27 protein-coding genes and 2 pseudogenes are annotated in these 15,849 nt (G+C 54.4%); all 29 read right to left on the minus strand.

Annotated features, from left to right (window positions below; all coding sequences use genetic code 11):
• A pseudogene (locus AC1DH9_RS12780) lies at positions 1-377 on the minus strand (DNA-directed RNA polymerase subunit alpha); the annotation flags it as partial.
• Positions 378-399: 22 nt separating this feature from the next.
• Positions 400-1,020: a 30S ribosomal protein S4 gene (gene rpsD / locus AC1DH9_RS12785; protein WP_003210056.1), complete on the minus strand. Its 621-nt coding sequence runs from the start codon at positions 1,018-1,020 to the stop codon at positions 400-402.
• Between the two features lie 18 nt (positions 1,021-1,038).
• Complete coding sequence (gene rpsK, locus AC1DH9_RS12790; protein ID WP_002555466.1) at positions 1,039-1,428, minus strand: 30S ribosomal protein S11; 390 nt, start codon at positions 1,426-1,428, stop codon at positions 1,039-1,041.
• Between the two features lie 30 nt (positions 1,429-1,458).
• Positions 1,459-1,815 carry a 30S ribosomal protein S13 gene (gene rpsM / locus AC1DH9_RS12795; RefSeq protein ID WP_003186020.1) on the minus strand — a complete coding sequence of 119 codons (357 nt, stop codon included), beginning with the start codon at positions 1,813-1,815 and terminating at the stop codon, positions 1,459-1,461.
• Positions 1,816-1,945: 130 nt separating this feature from the next.
• Positions 1,946-2,062, minus strand: coding sequence for a 50S ribosomal protein L36 (gene rpmJ, locus AC1DH9_RS12800; RefSeq protein ID WP_002555468.1), 117 nt, complete (start codon positions 2,060-2,062; stop codon positions 1,946-1,948).
• A 24-nt stretch (positions 2,063-2,086) separates the two neighbouring features.
• Positions 2,087-3,415, minus strand: a complete 1,329-nt coding sequence (secY, locus tag AC1DH9_RS12805) for a preprotein translocase subunit SecY (RefSeq protein ID WP_003228718.1) — start codon at positions 3,413-3,415, stop codon at positions 2,087-2,089.
• On the minus strand, positions 3,416-3,853 hold the full coding sequence (rplO, locus tag AC1DH9_RS12810) for a 50S ribosomal protein L15 (protein WP_003228720.1): 438 nt from the start codon (positions 3,851-3,853) through the stop codon (positions 3,416-3,418). It lies immediately after the preceding gene.
• Positions 3,854-3,856: 3 nt separating this feature from the next.
• A complete protein-coding gene (rpmD, locus tag AC1DH9_RS12815) occupies positions 3,857-4,033 on the minus strand; it encodes a 50S ribosomal protein L30 (protein ID WP_003176408.1) in 177 nt (58 codons plus the stop codon).
• Positions 4,034-4,035: 2 nt separating this feature from the next.
• On the minus strand, positions 4,036-4,536 hold the full coding sequence (rpsE, locus tag AC1DH9_RS12820) for a 30S ribosomal protein S5 (RefSeq protein WP_003186035.1): 501 nt from the start codon (positions 4,534-4,536) through the stop codon (positions 4,036-4,038).
• 3 nt (positions 4,537-4,539) lie between these two features.
• Complete coding sequence (gene rplR / locus AC1DH9_RS12825; protein WP_003186037.1) at positions 4,540-4,890, minus strand: 50S ribosomal protein L18; 351 nt, start codon at positions 4,888-4,890, stop codon at positions 4,540-4,542.
• A gap of 10 nt (positions 4,891-4,900) precedes the next feature.
• Positions 4,901-5,434 carry a 50S ribosomal protein L6 gene (gene rplF, locus AC1DH9_RS12830; RefSeq protein WP_007896774.1) on the minus strand — a complete coding sequence of 178 codons (534 nt, stop codon included), beginning with the start codon at positions 5,432-5,434 and terminating at the stop codon, positions 4,901-4,903.
• A 12-nt stretch (positions 5,435-5,446) separates the two neighbouring features.
• The gene (gene rpsH, locus AC1DH9_RS12835; RefSeq protein WP_003186040.1) at positions 5,447-5,839 is read right to left on the minus strand and encodes a 30S ribosomal protein S8; all 393 of its coding nucleotides are present in this window, start codon (positions 5,837-5,839) and stop codon (positions 5,447-5,449) included.
• 208 nt (positions 5,840-6,047) lie between these two features.
• Entirely contained in the window at positions 6,048-6,353 is a 306-nt protein-coding gene (rpsN, locus tag AC1DH9_RS12840) for a 30S ribosomal protein S14 (RefSeq protein ID WP_003176414.1), read from the minus strand.
• A gap of 13 nt (positions 6,354-6,366) precedes the next feature.
• The gene (gene rplE / locus AC1DH9_RS12845; protein WP_003210069.1) at positions 6,367-6,906 is read right to left on the minus strand and encodes a 50S ribosomal protein L5; all 540 of its coding nucleotides are present in this window, start codon (positions 6,904-6,906) and stop codon (positions 6,367-6,369) included.
• Between the two features lie 20 nt (positions 6,907-6,926).
• Positions 6,927-7,241, minus strand: coding sequence for a 50S ribosomal protein L24 (rplX, locus tag AC1DH9_RS12850; RefSeq protein WP_007896770.1), 315 nt, complete (start codon positions 7,239-7,241; stop codon positions 6,927-6,929).
• An 11-nt stretch (positions 7,242-7,252) separates the two neighbouring features.
• Positions 7,253-7,621 carry a 50S ribosomal protein L14 gene (gene rplN / locus AC1DH9_RS12855; protein WP_002555479.1) on the minus strand — a complete coding sequence of 123 codons (369 nt, stop codon included), beginning with the start codon at positions 7,619-7,621 and terminating at the stop codon, positions 7,253-7,255.
• A gap of 23 nt (positions 7,622-7,644) precedes the next feature.
• Complete coding sequence (gene rpsQ / locus AC1DH9_RS12860; RefSeq protein WP_003176419.1) at positions 7,645-7,911, minus strand: 30S ribosomal protein S17; 267 nt, start codon at positions 7,909-7,911, stop codon at positions 7,645-7,647.
• A 2-nt stretch (positions 7,912-7,913) separates the two neighbouring features.
• Positions 7,914-8,105, minus strand: a complete 192-nt coding sequence (gene rpmC / locus AC1DH9_RS12865) for a 50S ribosomal protein L29 (protein ID WP_008030901.1) — start codon at positions 8,103-8,105, stop codon at positions 7,914-7,916.
• The gene (gene rplP, locus AC1DH9_RS12870) at positions 8,105-8,518 is read right to left on the minus strand and encodes a 50S ribosomal protein L16 (RefSeq protein WP_003186052.1); all 414 of its coding nucleotides are present in this window, start codon (positions 8,516-8,518) and stop codon (positions 8,105-8,107) included. Before rplP ends, rpmC begins: the two co-directional genes overlap by 1 nt.
• A 12-nt stretch (positions 8,519-8,530) precedes the next feature.
• Positions 8,531-9,217 (minus strand): 30S ribosomal protein S3, encoded by a 687-nt coding sequence (gene rpsC, locus AC1DH9_RS12875; RefSeq protein ID WP_003176422.1) that lies wholly within the window; start codon positions 9,215-9,217, stop codon positions 8,531-8,533.
• A gap of 13 nt (positions 9,218-9,230) precedes the next feature.
• Positions 9,231-9,563: a 50S ribosomal protein L22 gene (gene rplV, locus AC1DH9_RS12880; RefSeq protein WP_003103908.1), complete on the minus strand. Its 333-nt coding sequence runs from the start codon at positions 9,561-9,563 to the stop codon at positions 9,231-9,233.
• Positions 9,564-9,574: 11 nt separating this feature from the next.
• Positions 9,575-10,279: a 50S ribosomal protein L2 gene (rplB, locus tag AC1DH9_RS12885; RefSeq protein WP_477808260.1), complete on the minus strand. Its 705-nt coding sequence runs from the start codon at positions 10,277-10,279 to the stop codon at positions 9,575-9,577.
• A 14-nt stretch (positions 10,280-10,293) separates the two neighbouring features.
• Positions 10,294-10,593 carry a 50S ribosomal protein L23 gene (gene rplW, locus AC1DH9_RS12890; protein WP_477808261.1) on the minus strand — a complete coding sequence of 100 codons (300 nt, stop codon included), beginning with the start codon at positions 10,591-10,593 and terminating at the stop codon, positions 10,294-10,296.
• Positions 10,590-11,192: a 50S ribosomal protein L4 gene (gene rplD / locus AC1DH9_RS12895; RefSeq protein WP_003186057.1), complete on the minus strand. Its 603-nt coding sequence runs from the start codon at positions 11,190-11,192 to the stop codon at positions 10,590-10,592. The genes rplW and rplD overlap by 4 nt, the downstream gene beginning before the upstream one ends.
• Before the next feature lie 12 nt (positions 11,193-11,204).
• On the minus strand, positions 11,205-11,840 hold the full coding sequence (gene rplC, locus AC1DH9_RS12900) for a 50S ribosomal protein L3 (protein ID WP_003186059.1): 636 nt from the start codon (positions 11,838-11,840) through the stop codon (positions 11,205-11,207).
• Between the two features lie 80 nt (positions 11,841-11,920).
• Complete coding sequence (rpsJ, locus tag AC1DH9_RS12905) at positions 11,921-12,232, minus strand: 30S ribosomal protein S10 (protein WP_003186070.1); 312 nt, start codon at positions 12,230-12,232, stop codon at positions 11,921-11,923.
• Positions 12,233-12,371: 139 nt separating this feature from the next.
• Positions 12,372-13,565, minus strand: a complete 1,194-nt coding sequence (gene tuf / locus AC1DH9_RS12910) for an elongation factor Tu (RefSeq protein WP_477808262.1) — start codon at positions 13,563-13,565, stop codon at positions 12,372-12,374.
• 31 nt (positions 13,566-13,596) lie between these two features.
• Positions 13,597-15,702 (minus strand): elongation factor G, encoded by a 2,106-nt coding sequence (gene fusA / locus AC1DH9_RS12915; protein WP_019693879.1) that lies wholly within the window; start codon positions 15,700-15,702, stop codon positions 13,597-13,599.
• A gap of 30 nt (positions 15,703-15,732) precedes the next feature.
• Positions 15,733-15,849: pseudogene (locus AC1DH9_RS12920) on the minus strand (30S ribosomal protein S7); the annotation flags it as partial.

Below are 15,849 nucleotides of genomic sequence, written 5' to 3' on the forward strand. Positions count from 1 at the left end.
GGATTAACGATCTCGACATCATGATCCAGCTGAATATCGGCAGCGGTAACCACCCCCGAACCCTTCTTCGACAAGGTCAGCGTAACTTCGTCACGGCCGTGCAGCTTGATAGCCAGACCTTTAAGGTTCAACAGGATTTCAATTACGTCTTCCTGTACACCTTCGATGGCGCTGTACTCGTGGAGCACACCGTCAATCTCGGCCTCGACTACTGCACAGCCGGGCATTGAGGACAACAGGATGCGGCGCAGCGCGTTGCCCAGGGTGTGGCCRAAACCACGCTCGAGAGGCTCGAGWGTGATCTTGGCGCGGGTTGGACTGACAACCTGCACATCAATATGGCGGGGTGTCAGGAACTCATTTACCGAAATCTGCATGGATGCACCTATTTTCTAGCCCTTACTTGGAGTAGAGCTCGACAATCAGGCTTTCGTTGATGTCGGCGGACAGATCACTGCGAGCAGGAACGTTCTTGAAAACGCCCGACTTCTTCTCAGTGTCTACTTCTACCCATTCTACGCGGCCACGTTGGGCACACAGATCGAGAGCTTGGACAATGCGAAGTTGGTTCTTTGCTTTCTCGCGAATCGCGACCACGTCACCAGCACGAACCTGGTAGGACGGAACGTTTACGGTCTGACCGTTAACGCTGACGGATTTGTGCGATACCAGCTGACGGGATTCGGCACGAGTCGAACCAAAGCCCATACGGTATACAACGTTGTCCAGACGGCATTCGAGCAGCTGCAACAGGTTTTCGCCAGTTGCGCCTTTCTTGCCAGCAGCTTCTTTGTAGTAGCCGCTGAATTGACGCTCGAGAACGCCGTAGATACGACGGACCTTCTGCTTTTCACGCAGTTGGGTGCCGTAATCGGACTGGCGACCGCGGCGTTGGCCGTGGATACCAGGTGCTGCTTCAATGTTGCACTTCGATTCGATCGCGCGCACGCCGCTCTTCAGGAAGAGATCGGTGCCTTCGCGACGAGCGAGTTTGCATTTTGGACCAATGTAACGAGCCATTCTTTACAATCTCCTGGATTACACGCGGCGCTTCTTCGGCGGACGGCACCCGTTGTGCGGGATTGGCGTCACGTCGGTGATGCTGGCGATCTTATAGCCACAGCCGTTCAAAGCACGGACAGCGGACTCACGACCTGGACCTGGACCTTTGACGTTAACGTCGAGGTTTTTCAGGCCATATTCCAGCGCAGCTTGACCAGCACGTTCAGCAGCTACTTGAGCAGCAAACGGGGTGGACTTGCGGGAACCGCGGAAACCCGAACCACCGGAGGTAGCCCAGGAAAGAGCGTTACCTTGACGGTCGGTGATGGTCACGATTGTGTTGTTAAAAGACGCGTGGATGTGGGCGATGCCATCAACCACTGTCTTTTTGACTTTTTTACGAGGACGAGCAGCAGGTTTTGCCATGATTAAATTCCTGTCGATTCGCTGGGGCGATTACTTGCGGATCGGCTTACGCGGACCTTTACGGGTACGCGCGTTGGTCTTGGTACGCTGACCGCGTACTGGCAGACCACGACGATGACGCAGACCGCGATAGCAACCGAGGTCCATCAAGCGCTTGATTTTCATGTTGATTTCGCGACGCAGGTCACCTTCAGTGGTGAACTTCGCCACTTCGCCACGCAGCTGTTCAATCTGCTCGTCGCTCAGATCCTTGATCTTTGCGGCTGGGTTTACCCCAGTCACTGCACAGATCTTCTGTGCAGTTGTGCGACCAACACCATAGATGTAGGTCAGCGAGATAACAGTATGCTTGTTATCTGGAATGTTGACGCCTGCAATACGGGCCATTCAGTGGGACTCCAATTGACAGCTACCTACGCCCCGGAAGCCAAGAAATAGGGCGCGAGATAATATCGCTGTAATAACAAATAATCAACCCAGCAGCGCACTAGCTGCTGGGCTTGAAGCACAATCACACTCAGCCTTGGCGCTGTTTGTGACGCGGTTCCGCGCTGCAAATTACTCGAACAACACCTTCGCGGCGAATAATCTTGCAGTTACGGCACAGCTTTTTCACCGATGCACGAACTTTCATCACCAACTCCTCGAACCTTATGGGTCAGCGCAGCATGCCGCTGCCGTAACCCTTCAGGTTGGCTTTCTTCATCAGGGATTCGTACTGGTGCGAAACGAGGTGCGATTGTACTTGGGACATGAAGTCCATCACAACCACGACCACGATCAGCAACGAGGTCCCGCCAAGGTAGAACGGAACGTTTGCTGCAACCACCAGGAACTGGGGCAACAGGCACACGGCCGTCATATAAAGAGCACCGAACATGGTCAAGCGAGTCAGAACGCCATCAATATAGCGCGCAGACTGCTCACCTGGACGGATACCCGGAATAAAGGCACCGGACTTCTTCAGGTTTTCCGCTACGTCTTTCGGATTGAACATCAACGCCGTATAGAAGAAGCAGAAGAAAATAATCCCTGCACTAAACAGCAGAATATTCAACGGCTGACCAGGAGCGATCGACTGCGAGATGTCCTGCAACCAGCCCATACCTTCAGACTGACCAAACCAGGCACCCAACGAAGCCGGGAACAGCAAAATGCTGCTCGCGAAAATAGCCGGAATAACACCGGCCATGTTCACTTTCAGCGGCAAGTGGCTAGTCTGCGCAGCAAAGACCTTGCGGCCCTGCTGACGCTTGGCGTAGTGAACAGCAATACGACGCTGACCACGCTCAATGAACACCACGAAACCGATAATCGCTACTGCCAGCAAACCGATGGCAACCAAGGCGAAGATGTTGATATCACCCTGACGCGCAGACTCGAAAGACTGCCCGATTGCTCTCGGAAGACCGGCGACGATACCCGAAAAAATCAACATCGAGATACCGTTGCCAACACCACGCTCAGTAATCTGCTCACCCAGCCACATCATGAACATCGCACCAGCCACAAAAGTGGATACCGCGACGAAATGGAAGCCAAAGTCACCAGTGAACGCAACGCCCTGCCCCGCCAGGCCAATGGACATGCCAATAGCCTGAACGAGAGCGAGGACGACAGTGCCGTAGCGGGTGTACTGGCTGATCTTGCGACGGCCAGCTTCACCTTCCTTCTTCAACTGCTCCAGCTGCGGGCTGACGGCTGTCATCAGTTGCATGATGATCGATGCCGAAATGTACGGCATGATCCCCAGTGCAAAGATGCTCATCCGCTCCAGCGCGCCGCCGGAAAACATGTTGAACAAGCTAAGAATGGTCCCCTCATTCTGTCGAAACAGGTCTGCGAGTCGGTCCGGGTTGATACCTGGAACCGGGATGTGTGCGCCTATTCGGTAGACGATAATCGCCAGGAACAGAAAACGCAGACGAGCCCAGAGTTCAGACATACCGCCTTTGCCGAGCGCAGAGAGAGCACCTTGCTTAGCCATTTATTCCTCGAACTTGCCGCCAGCTGCTTCGATAGCCGCACGCGCACCTTTGGTGGCGCCGATTCCCTTTCCGATGGTGACAGCGCGAGTAACTTCGCCGGACAGCATGATTTTCACACGCTGAACGTTGACGTTGATCACGTTGGCATCTTTCAGGGACTGCACAGTGACGATGTCGCCTTCCACTTTAGCCAGCTCGGACAAACGCACTTCTGCGCGGTCCATGGCTTTCAGGGAAACGAAACCGAACTTCGGCAGGCGACGATGCAGCGGCTGTTGACCGCCTTCAAAGCCTGGAGCAATGGTGCCACCGGAGCGGGAGGTTTGACCTTTGTGACCACGGCCACCAGTCTTACCCAAACCACTACCGATACCACGGCCCGGACGATGCTTTTCGCGACGGGAACCCGGCGCTGGACTCAGATCATTGAGTTTCATCGATTAACCCTCGACACGCAGCATGTAGTAAGCCTTGTTGATCATCCCGCGATTCTCGGGAGTATCCTGGACTTCTACAGTGTGACCGATGCGACGCAGACCCAGACCCTTAACGCACAGTTTGTGGTTAGGGATGCGGCCGGTCATGCTTTTGATCAGCGTAACTTTAACGGTAGCCATGATCAGAAGATCTCCTTGACGCTTTTGCCACGCTTGGCGGCAATGGATTCAGGAGACTGCATAGCTTTCAAACCTTTGAAAGTGGCGTGAACCACGTTTACCGGGTTAGTCGAGCCGTAGCACTTGGCCAGAACGTTCTGAACGCCAGCAACTTCGAGGACAGCACGCATAGCGCCGCCAGCGATGATACCGGTACCTTCAGAAGCAGGCTGCATGTACACCTTCGAAGCGCCGTGAGCGGACTTCATTGCGTACTGCAGAGTGGTGCCGTTCAGATCAACTTGGATCATGTTGCGGCGAGCAGCTTCCATTGCCTTCTGGATCGCAGCAGGCACTTCACGCGACTTGCCACGGCCGAAGCCAACACGCCCTTTACCATCACCAACCACGGTCAACGCGGTGAAAGTGAAGATACGGCCGCCTTTAACGGTTTTGGCTACGCGGTTAACTTGAACCAGCTTCTCGATGTAGCCTTCGTCGCGCTTTTGGTCGTTATTTGACATAACTTAGAACTCCAGCCCAGCTTCACGAGCAGCATCAGCCAGCGCCTTGACGCGGCCGTGGTACTTGAAGCCAGAGCGGTCGAAAGCCACCTGCGAGACGCCAGCGGCTTTAGCACGCGTAGCGACCAGCTGGCCAACCTTAGTGGCCGCGTCGATGTTGCCAGTGGCGCCATCACGCAGTTCTTTATCCAAAGTCGAGGCACTTGCCAGGACTTTGTTGCCGTCGGCCGAAATGACCTGGGCGTAGATGTGCTGCGACGAACGGAACACGCAGAGACGCACGACTTCGAGTTCGTGCATTTTCAGGCGTGCTTTGCGAGCGCGACGCAGTCGAGTAACTTTTTTGTCGGTCATTTGCTATGCCCTACTTCTTCTTGGCTTCTTTACGACGGACGACTTCGTCCGCGTAGCGCACACCTTTGCCTTTGTACGGCTCTGGTGGACGGAAGTCGCGGATCTCGGCGGCCACTTGACCTACCAGCTGCTTATCGATACCCCGGATCAGGATGTCGGTTTGGCTAGGAGTCTCAGCGGTGATGCCTTCCGGCAGTTCATAATCCACTGGGTGCGAGAAGCCAAGAGCCAGGTTCAGCACTGTGCCTTTTGCTTGCGCCTTGTAACCAACACCGACCAGCTGGAGCTTACGCTCGAAGCCTTGGCTTACGCCTTGGACCATGTTGTTTACCAACGCACGAGTGGTACCGGCCATTGCGCGAGTTTGTTGATCGCCATTGCGAGCAGCGAAACGCAGCTCACCAGCTTCTTCAACGATCTCAACGGACGAATGGATGTTCAGTTCGAGAGTGCCCTTGGCACCCTTCACCGAAAGCTGTTGGCCTGCGAATTTAACTTCGACACCGGCTGGCAGCTTAACGGGGTTCTTAGCGACGCGAGACATGCTTATCCCCCCTTAGAACACAGTGCAAAGAACTTCGCCGCCGACACCGGCAGCGCGCGCAGCACGATCCGTCATCACACCTTTGTTGGTGGAGACGATAGACACACCGAGACCGCCACGAACTTTTGGCAGATCATCGACGGACTTGTACTGACGCAGGCCTGGACGGCTAACGCGCTTCACTTCCTCGATGACCGGACGGCCTTCGAAGTACTTCAGCTCGATGGACAGCAGTGGCTTGATTTCGCTGCTGATCTGATAACCCGCGATGTAACCTTCGTCCTTCAGGACTTTAGCTACAGCCACCTTCAACGTGGAAGACGGCATGCTTACGACGGACTTTTCAGCCATCTGGGCATTACGGATTCGAGTTAGCATGTCCGCTAACGGGTCCTGCATACTCATGGGCTAGACGCTCCTAATACAAAAAAATAAGCCTTGCGGCTACTACCTTCGCCGAGAAACTCCGCACGAAAAAAGCACGGGCTCAGGCGAGCCGGGTATTCTAGACACACCCCACAAATGAATCAAGCCCCAATAGGGGCTTGATTCAAGTTCAAGGTCACCGGTGGTCAGGATCTTGCGACCCCGAGCACCGAGACTTCGATAGTGCTTACCAGCTGGCTTTAACCAGACCAGGTACGTCACCACGCATTGCCGCTTCACGCAGTTTGTTACGGCCGAGGCCGAACTTGCGGTAAACGCCGTGTGGACGACCGGTCAGGCGGCAGCGGTTACGCATGCGCGAAGCGCTTGCGTCACGTGGCTGCTTCTGCAGAGCTACTGTAGCTTCCCAACGCGCTTCTGGRCTTGCGTTCAGATCAACGATGATAGCTTTCAGTGCTGCACGCTTCTTGGCGTACTTGGCAACCGTGAGCTGACGCTTCAGCTCGCGGTTTTTCATGCTCATCTTGGCCATTTTCCTACTCCAATCAGTTGCGGAACGGGAATTTGAAAGCACGCAGCAGTGCGCGACCTTCATCATCGTTCTTGGCAGTGGTGGTCAGGGTAATGTCCAGACCGCGGAGAGCATCGATCTTGTCGTAATCGATTTCCGGGAAAATGATCTGCTCTTTTACGCCCATGCTGTAGTTACCACGACCATCGAAGGACTTGGCATTCAGGCCGCGGAAGTCGCGAACCCGAGGCAGGGAGATCGACAGCAGACGATCCAGGAACTCGTACATACGCTCACGGCGCAGGGTCACTTTGACGCCGATCGGCCAACCTTCACGGACTTTAAAGCCAGCGATGGATTTCCGAGCGTAGGTCACAACGACTTTCTGGCCGGTGATCTTTTCCAGGTCAGCAACAGCGTGCTCGATGACTTTTTTGTCGCCGATCGCTTCGCCCAGACCCATGTTCAGGGTGATTTTGGTAACGCGCGGAACTTCCATCACGTTCGAAAGCTTAAGTTCTTCCTTAAGTTTCGGTGCGATTTCCTTCCGGTAAATCTCTTTTAGTCGTGCCATGGTCTTCTACCTAGCAGTGTTCAAGCATCAACCGCTTTTTGGGTCGACTTGAAGACACGAATTTTCTTGCCGTCTTCTACTTTGAAACCAACGCGGTCAGCCTTGTTGGTTTCGCCGTTGAAAATGGCGACGTTGGAAGCGTGCAGTGGCGCTTCTTTTTCGACGATACCGCCTTGTACGCCCGACATCGGGTTAGGCTTGGTATGACGCTTAACCAGGTTCAGACCACCAACGACCAGACGGTCGTCAGCGAGAACCTTAAGCACCTTACCGCGCTTACCTTTGTCTTTGCCGGCGATCACGATGATCTCGTCGTCACGACGAATCTTTTGCATGTCGGATCTCCTTACAGCACTTCTGGGGCGAGCGAGACGATCTTCATGAACTTCTCAGTACGAAGTTCACGGGTCACTGGCCCAAAGATACGGGTGCCGATCGGCTCTTGCTTGTTGTTCAGAAGAACAGCAGCGTTGCCATCAAAGCGGATAATGGAGCCGTCAGCACGACGAACGCCGTGACGAGTGCGGACTACAACAGCAGTCATCACTTGGCCTTTTTTCACTTTACCGCGAGGAATTGCTTCCTTGACGGTAACCTTGATGATGTCACCGATACCAGCGTAACGACGATGGGAGCCACCCAGCACCTTGATGCACATAACACGGCGAGCGCCGCTGTTATCGGCCACATCGAGCATGGATTGAGTCTGAATCATATAATTTCTCCGACCCCTAGTCCTTAGACTTCCACAGCGCGTTCGAGAACATCAACCAGTGCCCAAGACTTGGTCTTGGCCAAAGGACGAGTTTCACGAATAGTGACTTTGTCGCCGATGTGGCACTGATTGGTTTCGTCGTGCGCGTGCAGCTTAGTCGAACGCTTAACGTATTTACCGTAGATCGGGTGCTTTACGCGACGCTCGATCAGAACGGTGATGGTCTTGTCCATTTTGTCGCTGACAACACGGCCAGTCAGCGTACGGACGGTTTTTTCGGCTTCAGCCATGATTACTTACCTGCCTGCTGTTTGAGCACAGTCTTCACGCGAGCGATGTCACGCTTAACTTGCCGGAGCAGGTGAGACTGCCCCAACTGGCCAGTTGCTTTCTGCATACGCAGATTGAACTGGTCGCGCAACAGGCCGAGCAGTTGCTCGTTTAGCTGTGGCGCGTCTTTTTCACGAAGTTCATTCGCTTTCATCACATCACCGTCCGTTTAACAAAGGAGGTGGCGAGCGGCAGCTTTGCAGCAGCCAGGGCGAAAGCCTCACGCGCCAGCTCTTCAGAAACGCCCTCGATTTCATACAGGACTTTGCCTGGCTGAATCTGGGCAACCCAGTACTCCACGTTACCCTTACCTTTACCCATCCGAACTTCGAGTGGCTTTTTGGTGACAGGCTTGTCCGGGAATACACGGATCCAGATCTTGCCGCCACGTTTTACGTGACGGGTCAGAGCACGACGCGCTGACTCGATCTGACGAGCGGTGAGACGACCACGAGCAACAGACTTCAGCGCGAACTCGCCGAAGCTGACTTTGCTACCGCGCAATGCCAGACCACGGTTGTGGCCAGTCATCTGCTTGCGGAACTTCGTACGCTTTGGTTGCAACATTTGGCGTACCCCTTACTTAGCAGCTTTTTTACGAGGCGCTGGTGCTTGTGGTTTCAGCTCTTCTTGGCGACCACCAATTACTTCGCCTTTGAAGATCCAAACCTTTACACCGATCACACCGTAGGTGGTGTGAGCTTCGTAGTTGGCATAGTCGATGTCGGCACGCAGGGTGTGCAGTGGCACACGACCTTCGCGATACCATTCAGTACGTGCGATTTCAGCACCGCCGAGACGACCGCTCACTTGGATTTTGATGCCTTTGGCACCAATGCGCATGGCGTTTTGTACAGCGCGCTTCATAGCGCGACGGAACATTACGCGACGCTCCAGCTGCTGAGCTACGCTCTGCGCAACCAGCATACCGTCGAGTTCCGGCTTACGGATCTCTTCGATATTGATGTGCACAGGCACACCCATTTGCTTGGTCAGGTCCTGGCGCAGTTTCTCAACATCTTCACCTTTCTTCCCGATAACGATACCTGGACGAGCGGTGTGGATGGTGATACGTGCAGTTTGGGCCGGACGATGGATATCGATACGGCTTACGGACGCGCTTTTTAGTTTGTCTTGGAGATACTCACGCACCTTCAGATCAGCGAACAAATAGTCCGCATAAGTCCGACCGTCTGCGTACCAGACGGAGGTGTGCTCCTTGACGATTCCCAGGCGAATGCCAATGGGATGTACTTTCTGACCCATCTCTTCGACTCCGTTACTTGTCAGCAACCTTGACAGTGATATGGCAAGACCGCTTGACGATGCGATCAGCACGGCCTTTGGCACGTGGCATGATGCGCTTCAGCGAACGCCCTTCGTTGACGAAAACGGTGCTGACTTTAAGGTCATCAACGTCTGCGCCTTCGTTATGCTCGGCGTTGGCTACGGCCGACTCCAGCACTTTCTTCATGATCTCGGCGGCTTTCTTACTGCTGAAAGCCAACAGGTTGAGCGCTTCGCCCACCTTCTTCCCGCGGATCTGGTCGGCGACCAAGCGGGCTTTCTGGGCGGAGATTCGAGCGCCCGACAACTTAGCGGCTACTTCCATTTCCTAACCCCTTAACGCTTGGCTTTCTTGTCTGCCACGTGCCCACGATATGTGCGGGTACCGGCGAACTCGCCCAGTTTGTGGCCGACCATGTCTTCGTTAACGAGAACTGGGACGTGTTGACGACCGTTGTGTACTGCGATGGTCAGACCGACCATTTGTGGCAGGATCATGGAACGGCGCGACCAGGTCTTAATCACGTAGACACCTTCACGAGCGATCAGCTGAGCCGAAGCACCAGCGGAACGAGCGATTTGCGCGCCTTTACCTGGCTTCAATTCGATGCCGTGTACGGTGCTACCAACTGGAATGTTACGCAGCTGCAGAGCGTTGCCCGGCTTGATCGGTGCCAGAGCACCTGCGATCAGCTGGTCGCCAGCGCTCACGCCTTTAGGGGCGATGATGTAGCGACGCTCGCCATCTGCGTACAGCAGCAGAGCGATGTGAGCAGTACGGTTTGGATCGTATTCGATACGCTCGACAGTGGCAGCGATGCCATCTTTGTCGTTACGACGGAAGTCGACCAGACGATAATGCTGCTTATGACCACCACCGATGTGACGAGTGGTAATACGGCCATTGTTGTTACGACCACCAGACTTCGATTTTTTCTCGAGCAGCGGTGCGTGAGGAGCGCCTTTATGCAGCTCCTGGTTGACCACCTTGACCACAAAACGGCGGCCAGGGGAAGTCGGTTTGCATTTAACRATTGCCATGATGCACCCCTTCCTTACTCAGCACTGCTGCTGAAATCGAGATCTTGGCCTGGCTGAAGGGAGATAACTGCCTTCTTCCAGTCATTACGCTTGCCCAGACCGCGAGCAGTGCGCTTGCTCTTACCCAGAACATTCAGGGTAGTAACACGCTCTACTTTCACGCTGAACAGGCTTTCGACGRCCTTCTTGATTTCCAGCTTGGTTGCGTCAGTAGCAACCTTGAAAACGAACTGGCCTTTCTTGTCTGCCAGAACCGTAGCCTTCTCGGAAACGTGCGGGCCAAGCAGAACTTTAAATACGCGTTCCTGGTTCATCCCAGCAGCTCCTCGAATTTCTTCACGGCCGACACGGTGATCAACACCTTGTCGTATGCGATCAGACTAACTGGATCGGAACCTTGCACGTCACGTACATCAACGTGTGGCAGGTTACGAGCAGCCAGGTACAGGTTCTGATCAACAGCATCGGACACGATCAGGACATCAGTCAGACCCATGCCATTCAGCTTGTTCAGCAGATCTTTGGTTTTCGGTGCTTCAACAGCGAAGTCCTGAACCACGACCAGACGATCAGTACGCACCAGCTCAGCAAGGATGGAACGCATTGCTGCGCGATACATCTTCTTGTTCAGCTTTTGGGAGTGATCCTGTGGACGAGCTGCGAAAGTGGTACCGCCGCCGCGCCAGATTGGGCTACGGATAGTACCAGCACGAGCACGGCCAGTACCTTTCTGACGCCATGGGCGCTTGCCGCCACCAGAAACGTCGGAACGGGTCTTTTGCTGCTTGCTACCTTGACGGCCGCCAGCCATGTAGGCCACGACTGCTTGGTGAACCAGCGTCTCGTTGAACTCGCCGCCAAATGTCAGTTCGGAAACTTCGATCGCTTGAGCGTCATTTACATTTAATTGCATGTCAGCTTCCCCTTAACCGCGAGCCTTGGCTGCTGGACGTACAACCAGGTTGCCGCCAGTAGCGCCAGGAACAGCGCCCTTGACCAACAACAGATTGCGTTCAGCGTCCACGCGCACTACTTCCAGGGACTGCACGGTCACGCGCTCAGCGCCCATATGACCGGACATTTTTTTGCCCTTGAATACACGACCAGGAGTCTGGCACTGGCCGATAGAGCCTGGGACGCGGTGGGATACGGAGTTACCGTGGGTGTTATCTTGCCCGCGGAAATTCCAACGCTTGATCGTACCCTGGAAGCCTTTACCTTTGGACTGACCGGTTACATCAACCAGTTGGCCAGCGGCGAAGATTTCAGCGTTGATCAGATCGCCGGCCTGGTACTCGCCTTCTTCAAGGCGGAATTCCATTACGGTACGACCAGCGGCAACGTTCGCTTTAGCGAAGTGGCCAGCCTGAGCAGCTGTTACACGCGAAGCACGACGCTCGCCGACAGTGACTTGCACTGCACGATAGCCATCGGTCTCTTCAGTTTTGAACTGGGTGACGCGATTCGGCTCGATCTCAATGACCGTGACCGGAATGGAGACACCTTCTTCGGTGAAAATACGGGTCATACCGCATTTACGACCGACTACACCAATAGTCATGTTGTAAACCTCATGAGTGTACGGGGCTTTCACCCGCTATGGCCGCCCATTTCAGAGCGTTACACGACTAAGACCGAGTCTTAGCCGAGGCTGATCTGCACTTCCACACCGGCCGCAAGATCAAGCTTCATAAGTGCATCAACGGTTTTATCCGTTGGCTGGACGATGTCCAGAACGCGCTTATGAGTACGGATCTCGTACTGGTCACGCGCGTCTTTGTTGACGTGCGGGGAGACCAGAACGGTGAACCGCTCTTTACGGGTAGGCAGTGGAATTGGACCACGCACTTGAGCACCAGTACGTTTCGCGGTTTCCACGATTTCCTGGGTGGATTGGTCGATCAGGCGATGGTCAAAAGCCTTCAACCTGATACGGATTTGCTGATTTTGCATTGGATTTCAGACTCCGGCTGCTATTCCCACCGGGCGCACTGCGCCCGTTAAAAGGAGGCGCAATTCTATAGACGGGCCAACATAGTGTCAACCCAATAAAAAAGCCCCCGCAAGCGGGGGCTTTTTATCAAATCATCGATTACTCGATGATTTTGGCTACGACGCCAGCGCCGACGGTACGACCGCCTTCACGAATAGCGAAACGCAGACCGTCTTCCATTGCGATGGTCTTGATCAGGGTGACAACCATTTTGATGTTGTCGCCCGGCATTACCATTTCAACGCCTTCCGGCAGTTCGCAGTTACCGGTCACGTCAGTGGTCCGGAAGTAGAACTGTGGACGGTAGCCTTTGAAGAACGGAGTGTGACGACCGCCTTCTTCTTTGCTCAGAACGTACACTTCAGCTTCGAACTTGGTGTGCGGCTTAACCGAACCTGGCTTAACCAGAACCTGGCCACGCTCAACGTCGTCACGCTTGGTGYCACGCAGCAGAACGCCGCAGTTCTCGCCAGCACGACCTTCGTCGAGCAGCTTACGGAACATTTCAACACCGGTGCAGGTGGTGACGGTAGTGTCACGCAGACCAACGATTTCCAGTGGATCCTGAACCTTGACGATACCGCGCTCGATACGACCAGTCACAACAGTACCACGACCGGAGATCGAGAATACGTCTTCGATTGGCATCAGGAACGGCTTGTCGATAACACGAACTGGCTCTGGGATGTAGCTGTCCAGAGTTTCTACCAGACGCTTAACAGCGGTGGTACCCATTTCGTTGTCGTCTTGGCCGTTCAGAGCCATCAGAGCCGAACCGATGATGATCGGAGTGTCGTCACCTGGGAAGTCGTAAGTGCTCAGCAGATCGCGCACTTCCATCTCAACCAGTTCCAGCAGCTCAGCGTCGTCAACCATGTCAGCCTTGTTCAGGAAGACAACGATGTACGGAACGCCTACCTGACGGGACAGCAGGATGTGCTCACGGGTTTGTGGCATCGGACCATCAGYGGCCGAGCAAACCAGGATAGCGCCGTCCATCTGGGCAGCACCAGTGATCATGTTCTTCACATAGTCAGCGTGACCTGGGCAGTCAACGTGAGCGTAGTGACGAATCGAAGAGTTGTACTCAACGTGCGCGGTGTTGATGGTGATACCACGAGCCTTTTCTTCCGGAGCGCTGTCGATTTTATCGAAAGCAACAACGGCCGAACCGAAAACTTCGGAGCAGACGCGAGTCAGAGCAGCAGTCAGAGTGGTTTTACCGTGGTCAACGTGACCGATGGTGCCAACGTTGACGTGCGGTAGGGAACGATCAAATTTTTCTTTAGCCACGACAATTAACTCCTAGCCTAAAGGGGCTGAATCAGCCTTGTTTTTTGGTAACAGTTTCGACGATATGCGACGGAGCTGTATTGTATTTTTTGAATTCCATAGAGTAGCTTGCGCGACCCTGGGACATGGAACGGACGTCAGTCGCATAACCGAACATCTCACCCAGCGGAACTTCAGCACGAATTACTTTGCCGGAGACCGTGTCTTCCATACCCAAGATCATGCCGCGACGACGGTTAAGGTCGCCCATCACGTCACCCATATAGTCTTCAGGCGTAACAACCTCTACCGCCATGATCGGCTCAAGCAATTCACCACCGCCCTTCTGGGCCAGTTGCTTGGTCGCCATGGAAGCAGCCACCTTAAACGCCATCTCGTTGGAGTCGACGTCGTGGTAGGAACCATCAAACACGGTAGCCTTCAGGCCGATCAGCGGATAGCCGGCAACAACGCCGTTCTTCATCTGCTCTTCGATACCCTTCTGGATAGCCGGGATGTATTCCTTAGGAACCACACCACCCACTACTTCGTTCAGGAATTGCAGACCTTCCTGACCTTCGTCAGCAGGAGCAAAACGGATCCAGCAGTGACCGAACTGACCACGACCACCGGACTGACGAACGAACTTGCCTTCGATCTCACAGCTCTTCGTGATGCGCTCACGATAGGAAACCTGAGGCTTACCAATGTTGGCTTCGACGTTGAACTCGCGGCGCATCCGGTCTACCAGGATGTCCAAGTGCAATTCGCCCATGCCAGAGATGATCGTCTGACCAGTCTCTTCATCGGTTTTAACGCGGAAAGACGGGTCTTCCTGAGCAAGCTTGCCCAGAGCGATACCCATTTTTTCCTGGTCATCCTTGGTCTTAGGCTCAACGGCAACCGAAATAACCGGCTCCGGGAAGTCCATGCGAACCAGGATGATTGGCTTGTCAGCGTTGCACAAGGTTTCACCAGTGGTGACGTCCTTCATGCCGATCAAGGCCGCGATGTCACCAGCGCGTACTTCCTTGATTTCTTCACGGGCGTTTGCGTGCATTTGCACCATACGACCCACGCGCTCTTTCTTGCCCTTAACCGAGTTGATCACGCCGTCGCCGGAGGCCAACACGCCCGAGTAAACACGGACAAAGGTCAAGGTACCCACAAATGGGTCGGTAGCGATCTTGAACGCCAGAGCCGAGAACGGCTCGTCGTCGCTCGCATGACGCTCCATTTGTTTTTCCTCGTCATCCGGGTCAGTACCCTTGATGGCAGGAATATCAGTAGGAGCAGGCAGGTAGTCGATAACGGCGTCGAGAACCAGGGGAACACCCTTGTTCTTGAAGGAAGAACCGCAAACAGCCAGAACGATCTCACCAGCGATAGTACGCTGACGCAGAGCGGCCTTGATTTCCTCGATGGAGAGCTCTTCCCCTTCGAGGTACTTGTTCATCAGCTCTTCACTGGCTTCAGCCGCAGCTTCAACCATGTTGCTACGCCACTCTTCAGCCAGTTCCTGCAGTTCAGCAGGGATAGCTTCGCGACGAGGCGTCATGCCCTTGTCAGCATCGTTCCAGTAAACCGCTTCCATGGTCATCAGATCGATCTGACCCTGGAAGTTGTCTTCGGAACCGATAGCCAACTGGATTGGCACTGGAGTGTGACCCAGACGCTGCTTGATCTGAGCGATCACGCGCAGGAAGTTCGCACCAGCACGGTCCATCTTGTTCACGTAAACGATACGTGGAACACCGTACTTGTTGGCTTGACGCCATACGGTTTCGGACTGAGGCTCAACACCCGAAGTACCACAGAACACAACGACCGCGCCGTCGAGTACACGCAGGGAACGCTCAACTTCAATGGTGAAGTCTACGTGGCCCGGGGTGTCAATGACGTTGAAACGGTATTGGTCCTTGTGCTGCTTCGCAGAACCCTGCCAGAAGGCGGTGATAGCAGCAGAAGTAATGGTAATACCACGCTCCTGCTCCTGCACCATCCAGTCCGTGGTCGCGGCGCCGTCATGCACCTCGCCCATCTTGTGACTTTTGCCGGTGTAAAAAAGGACGCGCTCGGTGGTAGTGGTTTTACCAGCATCCACGTGAGCAACGATACCGATGTTACGGTAGCGGCTAATCGGAGTAGTACGAGCCATAAAGCCCTCGCAAAATTAGTGAAGCTAAAATTAGAAGCGGTAGTGCGAGAAAGCTTTGTTAGCTTCAGCCATACGGTGCACGTCTTCACGCTTCTTAACAGCAGCACCTTTACCTTCAGCAGCGTCCAACAGTTCGCCAGCCAAACG

The organism is Pseudomonas sp. 05T35, from assembly GCF_056396605.1.